Source organism: Hydrogenophaga intermedia (assembly GCF_000723405.1).
Lineage (GTDB): Bacteria > Pseudomonadota > Gammaproteobacteria > Burkholderiales > Burkholderiaceae_C > Hydrogenophaga > Hydrogenophaga intermedia.
In genome coordinates, this window is record NZ_CCAE010000027.1 from 14671 (window position 1) to 34502 (window position 19832).

Sequence of the window (19832 nt, forward strand, 5' to 3'; positions counted from 1 at the left end):
GTGCCTCCCCGCCAGCGGATCGACACGGCACCGGGGAAGCGGCGGTCCGGTCGTTGGAAAACTTGCTCAGCCCTTGCGCATGACCAGGGCAAGCCAGAACACCGAGATCACGAAACCGATCCACACCGACGGCTCCTGCGCGAGGCCAAGTCGCTCGGCGATCCATCCGGCCAGGCCGACGAAGGCGAGGTTGATGTAGGCCGCGCCGAGCAGGCCGACGAAGAGCCGGTCACCTCGCGTGGTCTTCATGGGCAGAAAGCCCTTGCGTTCGATCGTGGGCGAGCGGATCTCCCACACCGTCATGCCGATGAGCATCAGCACGATGACGGTGAAGAAGACCGCCACCGGCAGGGTCCAGACCATCCAGGCAAACATCACACCCTCCCCATGGCAAAGCCCTTGGCGATGTAGTGCCGTACGAACCAGATGACGATGGCGCCGGGCACGATGGTGAGCACGCCGGCCGCCGCCAGCGTGGCCCAATCCATCCCCGAGGCGCTCACGGTTCGCGTCATCGTCGCGACGATGGGCTTGGCGTTGACACTGGTGAGCGTGCGCGCCAGCAGCAACTCCACCCAGCTGAACATGAAGCAGAAGAACGCCGCCACGCCCACGCCGGCCTTGATGAGCGGCAGGAAGATGGTGAAGAAGAAGCGCGGGAAGCTGTAGCCGTCGATGTAGGCGGTCTCATCGATCTCGCGCGGGATGCCGCTCATGAAGCCCTCCAGAATCCACACCGCCAGCGGCACGTTGAACAGCAGGTGCGCCAGCGCCACGGCGATGTGCGTGTCCATCAGCCCCAGCGTGGTGTAGAGCTGGAAGAACGGCAGCAGGAACACCGCGGGCGGCGTCATGCGGTTGGTCAGCAGCCAGAAAAAGACGTGCTTGTCGCCCAGGAAGCGGTAGCGCGAGAAGGCGTAGGCCGCGGGCAGCGCCACGGTGAGCGAGATGGCCGTGTTGATGCCGACGTAGATCAGGCTGTTGACGTAGCCCGAGTACCAGGAGGGATCGGTGAAGATGGTCTTGTAGTTGGCCCAGGTGAACTCGGTGGGCCACAGCGTGAACGAGGACAGGATTTCCTGATTCGTCTTGAAGCTCATGTTCACCATCCAGTAGATGGGCAGCAGCGCGAACACCAGGTAGGCGACCAGGAACAGCCAACGTGCCTTGAACTTGCTGTCACGCATGGCCTTGCTCCTTGTCGGACGTGCCCAGACTCTGCATCCAGTTGTAGAGCACGAAGCAGAACAGCAGGATGATGAAGAAGTAGATGAGCGAGAAAGCCGCCGCAGGCCCCAGGTCGAACTGGCCCACCGCCTTGGTGGTGAGGTACTGCGACAGGAAGGTGGTGGCGTTGCCCGGCCCGCCACCGGTGAGCACGAAGGGCTCGGTGTAGATCATGAAGCTGTCCATGAAGCGCAGCAGCACGGCGATCATGAGCACGCCGCGCATCTTGGGCAACTGGATGTAGCGGAACACGGCCCACTGGCTGGCGCCGTCGATGCGGGCCGCCTGGTAGTAGGCGTCGGGGATGCTGCGCAGACCGGCATAGGCCAGCAGGGCCACCAGCGGCGTCCAGTGCCACACGTCCATGATCAGCACCGTCCACCAGGCGTGCTGGGGGTTGCCGGTATAGCTGTAGTCCACGCCCAACTTCAACAAGGTGTGGCCCAGCAGTCCGATGTCGCTGCGCCCGAAGATCTGCCAGATGGTGCCGACCACGTTCCAGGGAATCAGCAGCGACAGCGCCACGATCACCAACACCACCGACGCACGCCAGCCGGCGGCCGGCATGGACAGCGCCAACGCGATGCCCAGTGGGATCTCGATCAGCAGCACCGCGAGGGAGAACTGGATCTGGCGCCACAGTGCCAGGTGCAACTCGGTGTCGCGCATCACCATGACGAACCATTCGGTACCCACGAACACACGCCGCTGCGGCGAGATGATGTCCTGCACCGAGTAGTTCACCACCGTCATCAGCGGCAACACCGCAGAGAAGGCCACGCACAGAATGACCGGCAGCACCAGCCACCAGGCCTTCTGGTTCACGGGCTTGTGGTTGTTCATGCGGTGCCCTCCACCAGTTGTTCGTCGCGGTAGAAGCAGGTGTGCGCGTCCAGCAGGCGCAGGTGCACGGTGTCGCCCTCGGCCGGTGGAGCGGCCTCGGCGCCCAGCCGGCTCTTGAGCGTGTGTCCCCCAAGTTCGCAAGTGAGCAGGAAATAGGTGCCGATGTCCTGCACCCGGCTCACGCGCGCGGGCAGCGAGCGGCCGTCGCCAGCCTGGCCCAGGCGCAGGTACTCGGGGCGGATGCCCAGCTTGACCGGTCCCTCGGGCAGGCGACGGTCCTCTTGAAAGGCCAGCGGCTGGTCGTTGACCAGCACGCCGCCGCGCACCGCCTGCGCGGGCAAGAAGTTCATGCCCGGCGAGCCGATGAAGTGGCCCACGAAGGTGTGCGCCGGGCGCTCGAACAGGTCTTCGGCGGCCCCCTTCTGCACCGCGCGCCCGCGCGACATCACCACCACCTCGTCGGCGAAGGTGAGCGCCTCGACCTGGTCGTGCGTAACGTAGATCAACGTGAGCTTGAGCTCGTGGTGAATCTGCTTGAGCTTGCGCCGCAGTTGCCACTTCAGGTGCGGGTCGATCACCGTGAGCGGCTCGTCGAACAGCACGGCCGACACATCCGATCGCACCAGGCCGCGCCCGAGCGAAATCTTCTGCTTCTGGTCGGCGCTCAGGCCGGCGGCGCGGTGGTCGAGCTCGCCGCTGAGTTCCAGCATCTCGGCGATCCGCCCCACGCGCTGACGGATCTCGGCCTCGGGCACCTTGCGATTGCGCAGCGGGAACGCCAGGTTCTGCGCCACGGTCATGGTGTCGTAGATGACCGGAAACTGGAACACCTGGGCGATGTTGCGCCGCTGCGGCGAATCGCGCGTGACGTCGCGGCCATCGAAGCGCACCGTGCCCTGCGACGGCACGAGCAGCCCCGAGATGATGTTGAGCATGGTCGTCTTGCCACAGCCCGAGGGCCCCAGCAAAGCGTAGGCGCCACCGTCGCGAAAAGCCATCTTCAGCGGCAGCAGCGCGTAGTCGTCATCCGAGCGCGGGTTGGGCACGTAGGCGTGCGCGAGATCGAGTTCGATCAGGGCCATCAGCGCACTCCTTGCGGCGCGCGCACCAGCGGGCCGCGCGCGTCGAATACGAACAGGTGGTCGGGGTTGAGGTGCAGCGTAAGGCGCGCGCCCAGTTCGAACTTGTGCACGCCCACGAGCTGAGCCACCAACTCGCCCACGTCGCTGCTCACGTGCACGAAAGTGTCGGAGCCCGCGATCTCCGCCAACTCCACCCGCGAGGCGATCGCCACGTCACCGGGCAACGCGCGCGCCCGCAGGCCACCGGCGCGGATGCCGAGCACGAAGCCGTCGTCGGCCTGCGCGGGCAGGTCCAGCGGCCAGTCCACCGAGTCGGCCACGCGCACGCCGCCTTGGGCGTTGCGCCGCGCGGCCATCAGGTTCATGGGCGGGTCGCTGAAGGCGCGCGCCACGCGCAGGCTCTGCGGGCGGTGGAAGACCTCGGCGGTGGGACCGTACTGCAGCAGTTCGCCAGCGTCCATCACCGCCGTGTGGCCACCCAGCAGCAGGGCTTCGCCGGGCTCGGTGGTGGCGTACACCACCGTGGCGTCGCCACTCGCGAACAGGTGCGTCAGCTCTTCGCGCAGTTCCTCACGCAGCTTGTAGTCAAGGTTCACCAAGGGCTCGTCCAACAGCATCAGCGGCGCCTGCTTGGCCAACGCGCGCGCCAGTGCCACGCGCTGCTGCTGTCCGCCCGACAGCTCGGCGGGCAGCCGGTCAAGAAAGGGTTCGATGTGCAGCCGCGCGGCCAACGCGCGCACGCGGGTGTCGATATCGCGCTCGCCACGCAGGCGCAGCGGCGAGGCGATGTTTTGCGCCACCGTCATCGACGGGTAGTTGACGAACTGCTGGTAGACCATGGCCACGTTGCGCATGCGCACCGATTGGCGCGTCACGTCCTGCCCGTCCACCAGCACGCGGTCCGAACTCGCCGTGTCCAGCCCCGCCATCACGCGCATCAGGCTGGTCTTGCCCGCCTGCGTGGCGCCCAGCAGCACCGTGACCGCGCCCGGCACGGGCGACAGGCTCATCGGGTACAGATGGACCGAACGCCCCACGGACTTGGTGATCGCTTCCAGTGACAGCTGCATAGGGAGGTGTGGTGTGCGGCCCGCTCGAAGGGCGGCAGCAGTGTTTTCGTTTCGGCGTATCTTTGTTCGTTTCTTTTCTTTTTATGTTCGGTACATACCCTTAGAACTCCATCAGTGTTTTCCGATATGTTCGAAACACGCCCGCCGCCCGCTCCTTCATGAACCTCAACCCCCGCCACACCCAACTGCTCGACGAGGTCCGCGCCCATGGGCCGCAAACCATCGAAGCCCTGGCCGAACGTTTCGGCGTCACCCTGCAGACCGTGCGCCGAGACGTGCAGCGCCTGGCCGAAGCCGGCTTGCTGGCGCGCTTTCATGGCGGTGTGCGTCTGCCCGGCTCCACCACCGAAAACATCGCCTACCGCCAGCGCCAGGCCCTGCAGGCCGAGGCCAAGCAGCGCATCGCGCGCGCGGTGGCCGCGCGCGTGCCCAATGGCTGCTCGCTGATCATGAACATTGGCACCACCATCGAGGCCGTGGCACGCGAGCTGCAGCGCCACCGCGGCCTGCGCGTCATCACCAACAACCTGCACATCGCCTCGCTCATGAGCACCAACCCGGATTGCGAAGTCATCGTCGCCGGCGGCCAGGTTCGTGCGGCCGACCAGGGCATCGTGGGCGAGGCCACGGTGGACTTCATGCACCAGTTCAAGGTCGACATCGGGCTGATCGGCATCAGCGGCATCGAGGCCGACGGCACCCTGCGCGACTTCGACTACCGCGAGGTGAAGGTGGCGCGCGCCATCGTGGCGCAGTCGCGCCAGGTCTGGCTCGCGGCCGACCACAGCAAATTCAACCGACCCGCCATGGTCGAGCTCGCGCGGCTGGATGAGCTCGACGTGCTGTTCACCGACGCGCCGCCGCCTGACCCCTTCAACGCACTGATCGAGCAGAGCCACGTGGAATGCGTGGTGACCGCCGAGCGCGAGGCCCTGGCCTCCTGAAAGTACCGACCGATGAACCCAACCCACCTGCTGGCCCTCGACCAAGGCACCTCCAGTTCACGCAGCATCGTCTTCGACCGCCAGGGCCGCGTGGTGGCCATGGCCCAGCGCGAGTTTCCGCAGATCTACCCGCAGCCGGGTTGGGTGGAACACGACCCGCGCAATCTCTGGAACACGCAACTGGCCACCGCGCGCGAGGTGCTGGCCACGGCCGGCCTGCGCGGCGACGGCGTGCGCGCCGTGGGCATCACCAACCAGCGCGAGACCACCCTGGTGTGGAACCGCCGCACCGGTGAGCCCGTCTACAACGCCATCGTCTGGCAAGACCGTCGCGCCGAGGACGCCTGCGCCAAGCTGCGCGAGCAGGGCCACGAGGCCCTGGTGCAGCGCAAGACCGGCCTGCGCATCGACGCCTACTTCGCTGGCACCAAGCTGCAGTGGATCCTGGACAACGTCGATGGCGTGCGCGCGCAGGCCGAGCGCGGCGAACTGGCCTTCGGCACGGTCGACAGCTGGCTGATCTGGCACCTCACGCGCGGCCAGCGCCACGTCACCGACCACAGCAACGCCGCGCGCACCATGCTGTTCAACGTGAACACGCGCGACTGGGACGATGAACTGCTGGCACTGCTGCGCATCCCGCGCAGCCTGCTGCCCGACACCCTGCCCTCCAGCGCCGACTTCGGCCAGGCGCACGCCGACTGGCTGGGTTCGGCCCTGCCCATCGGCGGCGTGGCCGGTGACCAGCAGAGCGCCCTGTTCGGCCAAGCCTGCTTCCAGGCCGGCATGGCCAAGAACACCTACGGCACCGGCTGCTTCATGCTGATGCACACCGGCGAGCGCTTCCAGACCAGCCAGAACGGCCTCATCACCACGTCCTGCGCACAAGCGGCCGGGCCGGCGCAGTACGCGCTGGAGGGCAGCGTGTTCATCGCCGGTGCGGTGGTGCAGTGGCTGCGCGACGGCCTGCGCGCCATCGACTCCAGCGGCGAGGTGCAGGCCCTGGCCGAGAGCGTGCCCGACGCGGGCGGCGTGGTGGTGGTGCCGGCCTTCACCGGCCTGGGCGCGCCCTATTGGCGGCCCGAGGCGCGCGGCAGCATCACCGGCCTCACGCGCGGCACCACCATGGCCCACATCGCGCGCGCCGCGCTGGAAAGCATTGCCTTTCAGAGCGCGGCCCTGCTGCAGGCCATGAGCCGCGACGCCGTGGCCGCCGGCGGCGTGCCCGTGAGCGAGCTGCGCGTCGATGGCGGCGCCAGCGTGAACGACCTGCTGATGCAGATCCAGGCCGACCTGCTGGGCATTCCCGTGGTACGGCCCGAGGTGGTGGAGACCACCGCGCTCGGCGCGGCCTACCTGGCGGGCCTGCACGCCGGCGTGTACCAGGGCACGGACGAACTGAGCGCGCAGTGGCGCGCCGAACGCCGCTTCGAGCCCCGGCTTTCGCGCGAGCAGGCGGCCGAGAAGATGGCGGCCTGGGAGCATGCCGTTCGCCAGACAACCGCTGCCTGAGAACCGCCTGGCCTGCCCGACGCGCGGCGACAATCGCGCGCATGAACACGCCCTCCTCCCCCCTCATCACATTCATCGGCGGCGGCAACATGGCCAGCGCCATCGTCGGCGGCCTGCTGCGCCAGGGCCATGCGGCCAGCGGCATTCAGATCGTCGAGCCCTGGGACGAGCAGCGCGCGCGTCTGGCGCAGCAATTCCCCGGCGTGACGCTGTTCGGTGCCGCGGTCGCGGACCTCAAACCCTCGGACCTCGTGGTCTGGGCCGTGAAGCCGCAGACCTTCAAGGACGCCGCCCTGGCCGCCGGCCCTCACCTGGGCGGCGCGCTGCACCTCAGCGTGGCGGCGGGCATTACCAGCGAAAGCATGGCCGCCTGGCTGGGCACGCAACGCATCGTGCGCGCCATGCCCAACACGCCCGCGCTCGTGGGCCTGGGCATGACAGGCCTGTTCGCGCGCGACGGCGCCTCGGCCGACGACCGCGCGCTGGTCGAGCGCGTGGTGCGCACCACGGGCGAGCTGGTCTGGGTGGCCACCGAGCGCGACCTCGATGCCGTGACCGCGATCTCCGGCTCGGGCCCGGCCTACGTCTTCTACTTCCTCGAAGCCATGCGCGACGCGGGCGCGCGCATGGGCCTGCCGGCCGAGACGGCGCTGCAACTGGCCATCGGCACCTTCGTCGGCGCCTCCACATTGGCGCAGCGCTCGAACGAGCCGCCGCAGGTGCTGCGCGAGCGCGTCACGTCCAAGGGCGGCACCACCTACGCGGCGCTGACGGCGATGGACGCGGCGGGGATGAAGGCTTCGTTCGAGGCGGCGCTGCAGGCCGCGCAGAAACGCGCCGAGGAATTGGGCCGCGAATTCGGCAAGTAAGCCACGTCCTGCGCGGCACCTCGCGAGCGTAGCCAGACGCTCATCCTCAGCATCACGCCGGCTCGCCCATCGCGTCCGCAGGCATGCGAAACACCGCGACAGAAACGCCGCGCACTCAGACCAAGCTGAGCGCCACCCCGACAAACAGCGTGAACCCCAGCCAGTGGTTCGCGCGAAACGCCGCGAAGCAGCCCTCGCGCGAGCGCGTGCGGATCAACGTGAAGTGCCACACCACCTGGCCCAGCGCCACCGCCAGCGCGGCCAGCCACACCGTCTGCCGCAGTTGCGGCCACAGCACCACCGTCCAGATCGCCAGGTGCAGCAGGTAGAACGCCGTCACCGCCGCCACGTCGGCGCGGCCGAGCGTGATCGCCGAGGTCTTCATGCCGATGCGCAGGTCGTCGTCGCGGTCGACCATGGCGTACTCGGTGTCGTAGGCCAGCACCCAGAACAGGTTGCCCAGCAACAGCACCCAGGCCAGCGCCGGCACCGCGCCCTGCACGGCCGCAAAGGCCATGGGGATGCCGAAGCTGAAGGCCACACCCAGCACCGCCTGCGGCATCGACAGCACGCGCTTGGCGAACGGATAGGCCAGCGTGATCGCCAGCGCGGCGAAGGACAGCGCGATGGTCAGCGCGTTGGTGGTGAGCACCAGCGCGAACGCGGCGAGCGCCAGCACTGCGCCCACCGCCAGCGCCTCCTTCACCGACACCTGGCCCGACGTCACCGGCCGCTGCGCCGTGCGCTTGACGTGACGGTCGAAGTCGCGGTCTGCCACGTCGTTCACGCAGCAACCCGCGCTGCGCATCAGGATCGTGCCCAGCGTGAACACCAGCAACAAATGCCAGCCCGGAAAACCACCCGCGGCCACCCACAGCGCCGACAGCGTCGGCCACAGCAACAACAGCCAGCCAGCGGGCCGGTTCCAGCGGATCAGATCGAGCCAGAGAGAGAGGCGCGAGGGCGCGTGCGGCGCCGGTGCAATCGTGGTCACGACAGCCTCTTCACGCCCGGCAGTTCGCAGGCGTAGATGGCATTGCGCAATTCGGCGATGGCCTCGTAGCGCGTGAAGCTGCGCCGCCAGGCCAGCACCACGCGACGCGTGGGCGCCTCGCCCTCGAACGGCAGGTAGCGCACGTAGGGCGAATCGCCCAGGTCGTCGCGAGCCGACACCGCGCCATTGAGCGCCGAGCGCGGCACCGACAGGCGTGGCACCAGCGTCACGCCCATGCCGGCGGCCACCATGTGCTTGATGGTCTCCAGCGAGGAGCCCTCGAAGCTCTTGCGGATGCCCTCGGTGTCGTTGGAGAACCGCGCGAACTCGGGGCATACCTCCAGCACGTGGTCGCGAAAACAATGGCCCGTGCCCAGCAGCAGCATGGTCTCGCGCTTGAGCTCCTCGGCCGTGATGTGGCTCTGGTTGGCCAGCGGGTGGGTGTGCGGCACGGCGGCCATGAAGGGCTCGTCGTACAGCGGCGCGATGGCCAGGTTGGTGTCGGGGAAGGGTTCGGCCAGCACGGCGCAGTCGATCTCACCCAGGCGCAACTGCTCCAGCAGCTTGGTGGTGAAGTTCTCCTGCAGCACCAGCGGCATCTGCGGCGTGCGGTCGATCACCTGGCGCACCAGCTCCGGCAGCAGGTAGGGGCCGATGGTGTAGATCACGCCCAGCTTGAGCGGGCCGGCCAGCGGATCCTTGCCGCGCTTGGCGATCTCCTTGATGGCGGCGGCCTGCTCCAGCACCGTCTGGGCCTGGCGCACGATGTCCTCGCCCAGGGGCGTGACGGCGATCTCGCTGGCGTTGCGCTCGAAGATCTTCAGTTCGAGTTCTTCCTCGAGCTTCTTGATCGCCACCGACAGCGTGGGCTGCGAGACGAAGCAGGCCTCGGCCGCCTTGCCGAAGTGCTTCTCGCGGGCCACGGCCACGATGTACTTGAGTTCGGTGAGCGTCATGCGGGCTATTGTGCGACAGCCCCCCCGCCATCGGTCAATTGGCCGGGGCGAATTCGTGCATTGGCGGCATGGCATGGCGCTGCACGGTGCGACAGCATCGCGCTACGCCCCCGTTCACCGATCGCTCCGATGCCCAACGCCGTCTCCGCCCTGCGCGCGCCATCGCGCCATGTCCTGGCCTTTCTTCTGCCACTTGTCCTCGGTCTGACGGCCTGCGGCGGTGGTGGAGACTGCGTCGAAGAAGATCCGACGACAGCCGCACCGATCGGCGCGCCTTCCGCCCCATCCTCGCCGCCTGCGTCTCCTCCCGCCGACGACCCCGTGGCGGTCTACCTCGGTCAATGGGCGGGACCGTGCGACGAGATCCTCACCGAGACCTTCATCACGATCCCGGGACGGATCTACTGGATTGGCGAAGTGATGGTGCAGGAGCCGGACACCATCGTTTCTCAATGGGTGTCCAGCGGTCGCTCGGACCGGACAGTCATCGAGATCGTGCCGGCACGTCCTGGCGTGCTCACGATGATCAGCACGAAACGCGTCTACGGCAACCCCACCTGCAACGGCGCCCCCGAAGAGATACAGCAGTCCCTCACCTCGGAGGCGGCATTCTTGGGCACGAAATTCATCGACGGCCGGGACGCCGACAAGTTCGAGATCCGGAATGCCAATGGCACAAGGCTTCAGTTGATGCGGACAGAGGACGATCGGATCTATGAAGGCGACTTCAGCTTCGGCGGTGATCCGGAGGGATACCCGTACACGATGAAGCGCGACCCGTCCCTCGAGCGCCTGCCCGCCGCGCCTTGAGCGGTCGTCCCAGCGCTGGCTTTCAGGCTTTAAGGTATTCGGCCTTGCTGCCCAGCCAGCGCGCCAGGTGCTGCTCGGCCTCGCGCGGGTGGTGTTCCAGCATGGCGTGCGCGGCCTCGCGGGCCCAGTCGAGCAGGTGGGTGTCGGTGGCCAGGTCGGCGAAGCGCAGCAGCGGCGCGCCCGACTGGCGCGCCCCCAGGAACTCACCCGGGCCGCGGATTTCCAGGTCGCGCCGCGCGATCTCGAAGCCGTCGTGGGTCTCGACCATGGCCTTCAATCGCTCGCGCGCCGTCTCGCCCAGGCGCCCCCCTTCGGGCGGCGAGTACATCAGCACGCAGGCCGAGGCTGCCGCGCCGCGCCCCACGCGCCCGCGCAACTGATGCAGTTGCGACAGGCCGAAGCGCTCGGCGTGCTCGATCACCATCAGCGAGGCATTGGGCACGTCCACGCCCACCTCGATCACCGTGGTGGACACCAGAACGCCCATCTGCCCCTGCTCGAACAGCGACATCACCGCCTTCTTTTCGGCCACCGCCATGCGTGAGTGCAGCAGGCCCACCAGCACACCCGGCAAGGCCTGCGACAGCTCGGCGTGAGTGGCGGTGGCGTTGCTCAGGTCCAGGGCCTCGCTCTCTTCGATCAAGGGGCACACCCAGTACACCTGCCGACCTTCCCCGATCTGACCGCGGATGCGTTCCACCACCTCGGCGCGGCGCGCGTCGCTCACCACCTTGGTCACGATGGGCGTGCGCCCGGGCGGCAGCTCGTCGATGGTGGAGACGTCCAGATCGGCGTAGTAGCTCATGGCCAGGGTGCGCGGGATGGGCGTGGCCGTCATCATCAGCAGGTGCGGCTCCAGCCCCGCCGTGGTCTTGCCGCGCAGCGCCAGCCGCTGTGCCACGCCGAAGCGGTGCTGTTCGTCGATGAGCGCCAGCGCCAGACGCTGGAATTGCACCTGCTCCTGGATCACCGCGTGCGTGCCCACCACCAGCGCGGCCTCGCCGCTGGCGATGAGTTCGAGCATCTCCGTGCGTTGTTTCTTTTTCTGGCTACCGGTGAGCCAGGCCACGCGCTTGCCCAGCGGCGCCAGCAGCGGCTCCAGCCAGCCGATGAGCTTGCGAAAGTGCTGCTCGGCCAGAATCTCCGTCGGCGCCATCAGCGCGCACTGCCAGCCCGCGTCGATGGCAATGGCCGCCGCCAGCGCCGCCACCACCGTCTTGCCCGACCCGACGTCACCCTGCAGCAACCGGTGCATGGGCACCTGGCGCCCCAGGTCGTGCGCGATCTCCTCGCCCACGCGGCGCTGCGCGGCCGTCAGCGCGAAGGGCAGCACCGCCAACAGTTGTTCGTGCAGGCCCTCACGGCGCAGCGGCAGCGCGGGCGCGCGCAGGGCGTCGCGCTCGCGCTTGGAGACGGCCTGGGAGAGCTGCTGCGCCAGCAGCTCCTCGGCCTTGAGGCGCTGCCACGCGGGGTGGCTGCCGTCCTCCAGCGCGGCCAGGGACGCGTTGGGCGCCGGGTGATGCAAGTGCTGCAGACACTCGCGCAGCGTGGGGCTCACGCGCGCCACGCGCTCCAGCGAGGCCAGCAACTCGGGCGGCAGGGTCTCGCGCAGGTCGGCGCGCGCCAGCGCGCTCACCACGGCCTTGCGCAGATAGACCTGCGGCAGTTGCGCGCTGGTGGGGTAGATGGGCGTGAGTGCGTTCGGCAGTTCCCCCCCCGCCGCCTTGAACGAGGGGTGCAGCATGGTGTACCCCGCGAATCCACCCTTGAGTTCGCCGCGCGCGCGGATGCGCGCGCCCACCGCCAGCGTCTTCTGGTGCGAAGGGTAAAAGCTGAAGAAGCGCAGGGTGCAGGTGTCGCTGCCGTCGTCCAGCGTCACCAGCAACTGGCGCCGGCCGCGAAACTGCACCTCGCTGTGCGTGACCGTGCCCTCGATCTGCACCACCGTGCCGTCGCGCGCGTCGCGCAGTGCCACGATGCGGGTCTCATCCTCGTAGCGCAGCGGCAGGTGCAGCGCCAGGTCGATGTCACGCCGCAGGCCCAGCTTGTGCATGGCCTTCTGGGGCGCGGACAGGGCTTTGGTGGGGGCAGCGGTGCTGGCGGGTTCGGCCATGGGACAATTCTGCCTTCGCCTTTCACACTTTCTCCCCCTCCTTGGAACGGGTCCGTCCGGCCCTCAAGCGACATGACAATTTCATCAGCCCCCCGCGCCTTCACCCTGAGCGACTTCGACTTCGCTCTGCCCCCCGAACTCATCGCCCAGCACCCCGCGCCCGAACGCAGCGGCTCGCGCCTGCTCGATGGCAGCGCCACCGCGCCGGTGGACCGCGTGTTCCGCGAACTGCCCGACCTGCTGAACCCCGGCGACCTGCTGGTCTTCAACGACACCCAGGTCATCAAGGCGCGCCTGTTCGGCCGCAAGGCCACGGGCGGCGCTCTGGAGCTGCTGGTGGAGCGCGTGCTGCAGAACCACGAGGTGGTGGCGCACATGAAGGTTAGCAAGAAGCCCCTGGTGGGCGCGGTGGTGGAAATGGACGGCGGCTTCACCGCCGAACTGCTGGGCCGCTGGCCCGACGACGACGGCACCCTGTTCCGCTTCCGCTTCAGCGGCGAACCCCACGCCCTCATGGCCGCGCACGGCCATGTGCCGCTGCCGCCCTACATCGAACACGGCGACACCGCCGAGGACGAGCGCCGCTACCAGACCGTGTTCGCCAAACACCCCGGTGCCGTGGCCGCGCCCACTGCCGCGCTGCACTTCGACGAGGCCCTGCTGGCCGCGCTGCGCGCGCGCGGCGTGCACATGGCCGAGGTCACGCTGCACGTGGGCGCGGGCACCTTCCAGCCCGTGAAGACTGAGAACATCGCCGAGCACACCATGCACGCGGAGTGGTACCGCGTGCCCGAGCCCACCATCGCCGCGATCGAGGCCTGCCGCGCGCGCGGCGCTCGCGTGGTGGCGGTGGGCACCACCACCGTGCGCACGCTGGAGAGCTGGGCCGCCTTCGGCCACACCGAGGGCGACACGCAGATCTTCATCACGCCGGGATTCCGCTTCCAGGTGGTGGACCGGCTCATCACCAACTTCCACCTGCCCAGGAGCACGCTGATGATGCTGGTGAGTGCCTTCGCAGGATACGAGCGCGTGATGGCGCTCTACGCCCACGCCATCGCCCAACGCTACCGCTTCTTCAGCTATGGCGACGCGATGCTGCTGCAACGGCGCTGAGCCCGCGAAGGCTCAAGGCGTCTGCAGGCGGCTGATGTACTCGATCAGCGTCAGGATGCGCGCGCGCACCACCTCGGCCGGTTCGTAAAGACCGCGCGCTTCGCGCAGACGCTGCCCCTCTTCGATGCGGTACTCGCGCCCCCAGATCGGCATGTCGCGCACGCCGTGGCTGGGTATGGCGGCCGTGCCTTCGATCACCGCGTACATGCGGTTGACCGGCAATACACCACCGTTCTTCTTCGCCAGTTGCGACAGATCCGGCGGGCTCTTCTGCAACAGGCCACCGAGCGGGCCGTTGCCCTTGCCGTCCACGCCGTGACACGCAGCGCAGTTGTCGGTGAACTCCAGCTTGCCCAGATCGACGCTGGCCTGCGGCGCCTGCGCCTGTGCGGCCAGGGCGCCCAGCAGGCCGGCGAGCAAGACGGTGCCTTTGATCGTTCTTTCCATGAGATGCCTCCAGTGGGGTTGAATCGAAGGCATCACCATCAAACCGTGGCGATGAACCCTCGAATTCATCCTAGGAGGCGCGCACCCCGCCCATGTTGACGCGGCGCAAGTTGCGCGTGCACCCCGCTGGCGTCAGCCCAGGGCCAGATAGACCCGCCCGCCCTCCACCTTCACCGGCCAGGTCCGCAGCGCCTCGGTCGCCGGCGCGCAGGTGGGTGCGCCGCTGCGCACGTCGAAGCGGCCCTGGTGAAAGGGGCACTCGATCTCATGCCCCTCCAGAAAGCCGTCGCACAGCTTGGCGTGGCCGTGCGTGCAGACGTTGTCGGTGGCGAAGACCTCGCCATCGATCGCGAACAAGGCGATGTCGTGCCCCACGGGGGCGACGGGAATGCCCGCGCCCTCGAACAGCTCGGCCTCGGCGGCCACGTCGGTCCATTGGGTGGTGGTCATGGTGTTCGCCTCCGTGACATCAATCGGGCCGCAGGCCGGCGCGCTGGATCACCGGGCGCCAACGCGCCTCTTCCTCGCGCATGAAACGCCCCAGCTCCTCGGGCGTGCTGGCGATGACATCGAAGTACTGGCCCTTGAGCTTCTCCACCACCTCGGGCTCGCGCAGCACGGCCACCAGGGCCTGGTTCATGCGTTGCACGATGGCCGGCGGCGTGCCGGCCGGTGCCATGTAGGCAAACCAGGGCGCGGCCTGGATGTCGGGCACACCGGACTCCTTGAGCGTAGGCACGTCGGGCAGCAGCGCCGAGCGTTCGGCTGAGGTGATGGCCAGCACCTTGAGCTTGCCGGCCTTGGCCTGCGGCATCACCGTGGCGCCCGGCAGGCAGGCGAAGTGCACGTCGCCCTGCAGCATGGCGGTGACGGCCTGGCTCGACGAGGCATAGGGGATGTGCACCGCGAAGGAGTTGGTCTTCGCCTTGAGCAGCTCCACGCCCAGGTGGGAGATGGAGCCATTGCCGGTGGAGGCGAAGTTGAACTGGCCCGGCTTCGCGCGCATGGCATCCAGCCAGCCCTTCACCGAATCCACGCCCATGCCGATGGAAGCGGCGCAGACGTTGGGCGAGCTCACGGCCAGCGTGACGGGCGTCAGTTCGCGAAACGGGTCGTAGCGCAGGTTCTTGAAGAGGATGGTGTTGTAGACCAAGGGCGCGTTGACCGACAGCAGAAAGGTCTGCCCGTCGGGCGTGGCTTTGGCCACGTGCTCGGTGCCCGCGTTGCCGCCGGCACCGGGCCGGTTTTCCACGATGAAGCTCTGGCCCAGGCGCGCGCTCAGGCGCTCATTGACGATGCGCGCCAGGATGTCGGGTGAGGAACCGGGGCCGTAGGGCACCACCACGCGCACGGGGCGCTGCGGCCAATCGGGCGCTTGCGCCTGGGCCAGCGCGGCGAAGCCGCCCAGCGCGAGGCCGGCGAGCAGCGCGGCGCATGTCCTGTTGAATCGTGTCATGTCTTGTCTCCTGGTTCGACGTCGCTCATCTCGGTGAAGTCCCGCTGTTCACGGGCGATGAAGCCCGCAATCAGCGCGCGGTAGCAGGCCTCCACCACCTCGGGGTAGGCGCCGTGCCGCTCGGCCAGGGCGATGACCTTGTCGATCACCTCCTGCTGGCGCGCCGGCGCCGACACCTGGAAGGCGTCGCGCTTGAAACGCGCCGCGTCCTTCACATAGCGGCCCCGCTCGGCGAGCAGGGCCACGATCTTTTCGTCCAGCGCGTCGATGTTCTCGCGCACCTCGGCCAGGTGGCGGCACAGCGGCACGTAGGTCGGGTCATTGAACCGCCGCAGCGGGCCGCCGTGGGGATCGGGCTCCTGCCTGTTCCGGGTCATATCGGGTAGATGATGGCGTTGGGGATCATTTCGCTGTCGTACACACACAGGCGCTGCGCGAACTTCAGGCCCTGTGGGGTGCGCACCACCACGTCGAGGTAGCGGCCCACGTTGAACACGGTGCTGGGCCCGTCGAGCTTGGTGCGGAACACCGCGTAGTTGGCCTCGCAGTGCAGCGCGCCCTGCCCGTCCACGCGGCGCACCAGCGGCGCGCCGACCACATGGCGCTGGTAGTACGGGTCGTGGAACAGCGTCTCCTTGATGCCGTAGACGCGGTCGCGCAGCATGGCCTGGCTCTCGAAGGACAGCGTGGCCAGCGGAAAGCCGCGTTCGTGGTTCTCGCGCGGCTGCAGCTTGTAGACACAGTCCTCGGTGAAGAAGCCGGGCCACAGGTCCCACTGGCCGCTGTCCACCGCCGAGGCGTAGTCGGCGTACAGGGCCTGCAGCTCGTGGTACAGGCCCAGGTCCAGGGGGGCGGCGTCGCGGTTCATTGCGGGGCCTCCATCACCTGGCGCCAGTAGGCGTACATGCCGCGGATGAGCGTTTCGGTGACCATGTGGTCGGTCTCGCCCACCTCGCGCCCGCCCAGTTCGGCCAGCGCGCGGTGCGCCGGCTTGCTGTCGAAAGCCTGCTGCGAGAACTCGATCACCTCGCCGTCGTCGGCGCTGACGAAGCCGGCCGGGCCAAACAGGTTGGCCTGGCGAAGGCGGCGCTGGGTCATCTCGGGCGTGTCGTCCTCGAAGCCGAAATGCGTCCAGACGAAGTCGAAGGCGCCGTGCCCGTCGGGCTGGATGTGCCGCGTGGACACGCTGTTGACCTGCTGCTGGAAGATCACGCTGGGAAACAGCGTGGTCATGACCGCCGTGGGGCCGCCCCACCAGGGCTCGGGCACGATGTCGAGGAAGCGCGGGTCCTCCAGCTGCATGCTGGATTTGAAGCTGGAGACCTGGGTCACCTGCGCGGCGTTGCCCGTGGCCTGGCCCGCGCTGCCGCGCGTGGAGATCATGGCCGCGTGGCGGTGGTGCGCGTCCATGCGAAGCTCGGACTTGTTGTCCGCGCGCCAAAGCCCGAAGGTGACGAACCAGGTGTGCAGCAGGCCCGGGTGGTACGGGTCCTTGATGTTCTCTTGCATCAGCTTCCAGTTGCCCGGAATGCGCTGGCGGTTGTAGCCCAGGATCTTGAGTTTTCGGCCGTCGAACAGGCGGTCGAAATAGCGCAGGATGGTCGGCCCCATGTAGTCCTCCAGCGACTCGACTTCATGGTCGAAGGAGGCGAACACCACGCCGCCACGCACGGCCACCTTCAGCCGCGTGAGGTGGTGCTGCTTCGGGTCGAAGTCCGCCGGCATGCCGCCCTTGACCTGCCCGTCCTGGCGCACGCCGCGGCGCAGCGGCACGCCCTGCAGGCTGCCGTCCAGCGCGTAGCTCCACTGGTGGTAGGGGCAGACGAATTCCTTCCTGTTGCCGTGGCGTTCGCGGCAGAAGCGCATGCCGCGGTGGGCGCACACGTTCTCCACCACATGCACCGCGCCGTCCTCGGCGCGCACCATGATCACGGAACGCTCGCCCACCACCGAGCGGCGGTAGTCGCCCGGGTTCGGAATCTCCGCCTCCAGGCCCACGTAGCACCAGTGGCCCCGGTAGAAGAAGCGCTCGAGCTCGCGCTGGTGGCGCGACGGATCGGTGTAAACGGCGAAGGGGATGCGGCTGGTGTCGCCGGCTTCCCAGTGCAGGGCGTCGGGCGCGTCGCCGGGGCACGCGCCGTTGGCGGGCGTGGGGTTCATGGTCTTGTCTCCTCGGTGGGGCGAGCGGCTATGGTGGCGCGCTCCACGTCATCCGGCAACGGAATCCGGGTGATACAAGATATTCACAAATAGAATACCTACCCCCATGGAGCTGTCCGAGATCGACCTGAACCTGCTGGTGGTGCTGCACCAGCTGCTGCGCGAGCGCAATGTCTCGCGCGTGGCGGCCAGCCTGGGGCAGAGCCAGCCCGCGGTGAGCAACGCGCTGCGCCGCCTGCGCGAATGCCTGGGCGACGAGCTGTTCCTGCGCAAGCCGCACGGCATGGAGCCCACGCCCTACGCCCAGCAACTGGCCGAACCCGTGGCGCAGGCCCTGGGCACGCTGCGCGAGGCGCTCAACGTGCGCGCCTCCTTCGACCCCGCGCGCGGCCAGCGCTGCTTCACCCTCGCGCTCACCGACGTGGGCGAGATCTACTTCCTGCCGGTGCTGATGGACGCGCTGGCCGCCGAAGCGCCCGGCGTCACCCTGCGCTGCGTGCCCGTGGCGCACGACGCCCTTCGCGAGGAGATGGCCAGCGGCCACGTCGATCTGGCGCTGGGCTCACTGCCGCAGTTGCAATCGGGCTTCTTCCAGCAGGCGCTGTTCCGTCAGCCTTACGTGGCGCTGATGCGCGCCGGCCACCCGCTGGCGGCCAGCCGCAAGCCCCTGGGCGCGGCGCAGTACCGCCAGGCCGCGCACGTGCGCGTGGTGGCCGCCGGCACCAGCCATGGCCAGGTCGACACCGCGCTGGAGCGCCTGGGCGTGGCGCGCCACGTGCACCTCACGGTGCCGCACTACGTCGCGCTGGGCCACGTGCTGGCCGACACCGACCTGATCGCCACGGTGCCCGAGCGCTTCGCCCAGCGCGCGCTGGGGCCGTTCAACCTGGTCATGCGCGCGCTGACGCTGCGCCTGCCCACCAACACCATTCACCAGCTCTGGCACGCCCACCTGCACCGCGACCCCGGCCACCTGTGGCTGCGCGGGCTCGTGGCGCGCCTGTTCGGCGACCTGCCGGCCTGACGTTCACCCCACCGTTTCAAGAGACCCCCATGCTGAAGTTCGAGGTGCTGACCACCGACCCCACCAGCCACGCGCGCCGCGCCACGCTCACGCTCAACCATGGCGTCGTGCAGACGCCCATCTTCATGCCCGTGGGCACCTACGGCACGGTCAAGGGCGTCACGCCCGCCAGCCTGGAGGCCATGGGCGCGCAGATCATCCTGGGCAACACCTTCCACCTGTGGATGCGCCCGGGCCAGGACGTGATGAAAAGCTTCGGTGGCCTGCACGCCTTCGAGCGCTGGAACAAGCCCATCCTCACCGACTCGGGCGGCTTCCAGGTCTGGTCGCTCGGCGAGATGCGCAAGATCACCGAGCAGGGCGTGCACTTCGCCAGCCCCGTCAACGGTGACAAGCTCTTCATGTCGCCCGAGGTGAGCATGCAGATCCAGACCGGGCTCAACAGCGACATCGTGATGCAGCTCGACGAGTGCACGCCCTACGAGACCAAGGGCCACATCACCACCGAGGCCGAGGCGCGCCAGAGCATGGAGATGAGCCTTCGCTGGGCGCAACGCTCCAGGGCCGAGTTCGAGCGCCTGGAGAACCCCAACGCGCTCTTCGGCATCGTGCAGGGCGGCATGTTCGAACACCTGCGCCAGGAGTCGCTGGACGCGCTGGTGGCGATGGACTTCCCCGGCTACGCCGTGGGGGGCGTGAGCGTGGGCGAACCCAAGGACGAGATGCGCCGCATCATGGCGCACACCCCCCACCGCCTGCCCGCGCACAAACCGCGCTACCTGATGGGCGTGGGCACACCCGAGGACCTGGTGGAAGGCGTGGCCTGCGGCGTGGACATGTTCGACTGCGTCATGCCCACGCGCAACGCGCGCAACGGCACGCTGTTCACACGCTTTGGCGACCTGAAGATCCGCAACGCAAAGCACAAGACAGACCACCGTCCGCTGGACGAGACCTGCACCTGCTACGCCTGCGCCGGCAGCAGCGGCGTGAGCTGGGCCGACGGCGGGCGCGAGGGCTTCAGCCGCGCCTACCTGCACCACCTGGACCGCTGCGGCGAGATGCTCAGCCCCATGCTCACCAGCATCCACAACCTGCACTACTACCTGAACCTCATGAAGGAGGTGCGGGCGGCGCTGGACGCGGGCACGTTCGGCGAGTTCCGGCAGCGCTTCCACGCGGAACGCGCGCGCGGTGTTTGATCCGCAC

At 68.4% G+C, this 19832-nt stretch carries 21 protein-coding genes; 7 read left to right on the forward strand and 14 right to left on the reverse strand.

What is annotated here, in order from left to right; translation table 11 throughout:
* Nucleotides 1-66: 66 nt before the first annotated feature.
* From BN948_RS15460 to BN948_RS15480, 5 genes are read right to left on the reverse strand one after another with little or no spacing between them, the layout of a single operon-like run.
* Complete coding sequence (locus BN948_RS15460; protein WP_009514942.1) at nucleotides 67-375, reverse strand: DUF2160 domain-containing protein; 309 nt, start codon at nucleotides 373-375, stop codon at nucleotides 67-69.
* Nucleotides 375-1187: a carbohydrate ABC transporter permease gene (locus BN948_RS15465; protein ID WP_009514944.1), complete on the reverse strand. Its 813-nt coding sequence runs from the start codon at nucleotides 1185-1187 to the stop codon at nucleotides 375-377. Before BN948_RS15465 ends, BN948_RS15460 begins: the two co-directional genes overlap by 1 nt.
* Nucleotides 1180-2070 carry a carbohydrate ABC transporter permease gene (locus tag BN948_RS15470; RefSeq protein ID WP_009514945.1) on the reverse strand — a complete coding sequence of 297 codons (891 nt, stop codon included), beginning with the start codon at nucleotides 2068-2070 and terminating at the stop codon, nucleotides 1180-1182. Before BN948_RS15470 ends, BN948_RS15465 begins: the two co-directional genes overlap by 8 nt.
* A complete protein-coding gene (locus tag BN948_RS15475) occupies nucleotides 2067-3152 on the reverse strand; it encodes an ABC transporter ATP-binding protein (protein ID WP_009514946.1) in 1086 nt (361 codons plus the stop codon). Before BN948_RS15475 ends, BN948_RS15470 begins: the two co-directional genes overlap by 4 nt.
* Nucleotides 3152-4222: an ABC transporter ATP-binding protein gene (locus tag BN948_RS15480; RefSeq protein WP_009514947.1), complete on the reverse strand. Its 1071-nt coding sequence runs from the start codon at nucleotides 4220-4222 to the stop codon at nucleotides 3152-3154. The genes BN948_RS15475 and BN948_RS15480 overlap by 1 nt, the downstream gene beginning before the upstream one ends.
* A gap of 158 nt (nucleotides 4223-4380) precedes the next feature.
* Here BN948_RS15480 and BN948_RS15485 point away from each other — a divergent pair, with 158 nt between their 5' ends.
* From BN948_RS15485 to proC, 3 genes are read left to right on the forward strand one after another with little or no spacing between them, the layout of a single operon-like run.
* Nucleotides 4381-5166, forward strand: coding sequence for a DeoR/GlpR family DNA-binding transcription regulator (locus BN948_RS15485; RefSeq protein ID WP_009514948.1), 786 nt, complete (start codon nucleotides 4381-4383; stop codon nucleotides 5164-5166).
* A 12-nt stretch (nucleotides 5167-5178) separates the two neighbouring features.
* On the forward strand, nucleotides 5179-6678 hold the full coding sequence (gene glpK / locus BN948_RS15490) for a glycerol kinase GlpK (RefSeq protein WP_009514949.1): 1500 nt from the start codon (nucleotides 5179-5181) through the stop codon (nucleotides 6676-6678).
* A gap of 41 nt (nucleotides 6679-6719) precedes the next feature.
* Entirely contained in the window at nucleotides 6720-7547 is an 828-nt protein-coding gene (proC, locus tag BN948_RS15495; RefSeq protein WP_009514951.1) for a pyrroline-5-carboxylate reductase, read from the forward strand.
* A gap of 115 nt (nucleotides 7548-7662) precedes the next feature.
* On the opposite strand, the gene ubiA is transcribed toward proC, so the two are convergent.
* Together ubiA and BN948_RS15505 are read right to left on the reverse strand one after the other, a co-directional pair.
* Complete coding sequence (gene ubiA / locus BN948_RS15500; protein ID WP_009514953.1) at nucleotides 7663-8541, reverse strand: 4-hydroxybenzoate octaprenyltransferase; 879 nt, start codon at nucleotides 8539-8541, stop codon at nucleotides 7663-7665.
* On the reverse strand, nucleotides 8538-9497 hold the full coding sequence (locus BN948_RS15505; protein ID WP_009514955.1) for a hydrogen peroxide-inducible genes activator: 960 nt from the start codon (nucleotides 9495-9497) through the stop codon (nucleotides 8538-8540). The genes ubiA and BN948_RS15505 overlap by 4 nt, the downstream gene beginning before the upstream one ends.
* 129 nt (nucleotides 9498-9626) lie before the next feature.
* On the opposite strand from BN948_RS15505, the gene BN948_RS15510 reads away from it, so the two are divergent.
* A complete protein-coding gene (locus tag BN948_RS15510) occupies nucleotides 9627-10307 on the forward strand; it encodes a hypothetical protein (RefSeq protein WP_138820285.1) in 681 nt (226 codons plus the stop codon).
* A 22-nt stretch (nucleotides 10308-10329) separates the two neighbouring features.
* On the opposite strand, the gene recG is transcribed toward BN948_RS15510, so the two are convergent.
* Nucleotides 10330-12420, reverse strand: coding sequence for an ATP-dependent DNA helicase RecG (recG, locus tag BN948_RS15515; protein WP_009514958.1), 2091 nt, complete (start codon nucleotides 12418-12420; stop codon nucleotides 10330-10332).
* 72 nt (nucleotides 12421-12492) lie between these two features.
* On the opposite strand from recG, the gene queA reads away from it, so the two are divergent.
* Complete coding sequence (gene queA / locus BN948_RS15520; RefSeq protein ID WP_009514959.1) at nucleotides 12493-13536, forward strand: tRNA preQ1(34) S-adenosylmethionine ribosyltransferase-isomerase QueA; 1044 nt, start codon at nucleotides 12493-12495, stop codon at nucleotides 13534-13536.
* Between the two features lie 12 nt (nucleotides 13537-13548).
* Here queA and BN948_RS15525 read toward each other — a convergent pair whose 3' ends face one another.
* The 6 genes from BN948_RS15525 to BN948_RS15550 form a co-directional block, all read right to left on the reverse strand.
* Nucleotides 13549-13983: a c-type cytochrome gene (locus tag BN948_RS15525; protein WP_009514961.1), complete on the reverse strand. Its 435-nt coding sequence runs from the start codon at nucleotides 13981-13983 to the stop codon at nucleotides 13549-13551.
* A 132-nt stretch (nucleotides 13984-14115) separates the two neighbouring features.
* A complete protein-coding gene (locus BN948_RS15530) occupies nucleotides 14116-14433 on the reverse strand; it encodes a non-heme iron oxygenase ferredoxin subunit (protein ID WP_009514963.1) in 318 nt (105 codons plus the stop codon).
* A gap of 19 nt (nucleotides 14434-14452) precedes the next feature.
* Complete coding sequence (locus tag BN948_RS15535) at nucleotides 14453-15439, reverse strand: Bug family tripartite tricarboxylate transporter substrate binding protein (protein ID WP_035622449.1); 987 nt, start codon at nucleotides 15437-15439, stop codon at nucleotides 14453-14455.
* Nucleotides 15436-15816, reverse strand: coding sequence for a chorismate mutase (locus BN948_RS15540; protein ID WP_035622452.1), 381 nt, complete (start codon nucleotides 15814-15816; stop codon nucleotides 15436-15438). Before BN948_RS15540 ends, BN948_RS15535 begins: the two co-directional genes overlap by 4 nt.
* Nucleotides 15813-16307: an aromatic-ring-hydroxylating dioxygenase subunit beta gene (locus BN948_RS15545; RefSeq protein WP_009515904.1), complete on the reverse strand. Its 495-nt coding sequence runs from the start codon at nucleotides 16305-16307 to the stop codon at nucleotides 15813-15815. The genes BN948_RS15540 and BN948_RS15545 overlap by 4 nt, the downstream gene beginning before the upstream one ends.
* On the reverse strand, nucleotides 16304-17599 hold the full coding sequence (locus BN948_RS15550; RefSeq protein WP_009515902.1) for an aromatic ring-hydroxylating dioxygenase subunit alpha: 1296 nt from the start codon (nucleotides 17597-17599) through the stop codon (nucleotides 16304-16306). Before BN948_RS15550 ends, BN948_RS15545 begins: the two co-directional genes overlap by 4 nt.
* Nucleotides 17600-17705: 106 nt before the next feature.
* Between BN948_RS15550 and BN948_RS15555 the strand changes: the two genes are divergently transcribed.
* Together BN948_RS15555 and tgt are read left to right on the forward strand one after the other, a co-directional pair.
* The gene (locus BN948_RS15555; RefSeq protein WP_009515901.1) at nucleotides 17706-18623 is read left to right on the forward strand and encodes a LysR family transcriptional regulator; all 918 of its coding nucleotides are present in this window, start codon (nucleotides 17706-17708) and stop codon (nucleotides 18621-18623) included.
* A 29-nt stretch (nucleotides 18624-18652) separates the two neighbouring features.
* Nucleotides 18653-19825 (forward strand): tRNA guanosine(34) transglycosylase Tgt, encoded by a 1173-nt coding sequence (tgt, locus tag BN948_RS15560; RefSeq protein WP_009515900.1) that lies wholly within the window; start codon nucleotides 18653-18655, stop codon nucleotides 19823-19825.
* Nucleotides 19826-19832: the final 7 nt, after the last annotated feature.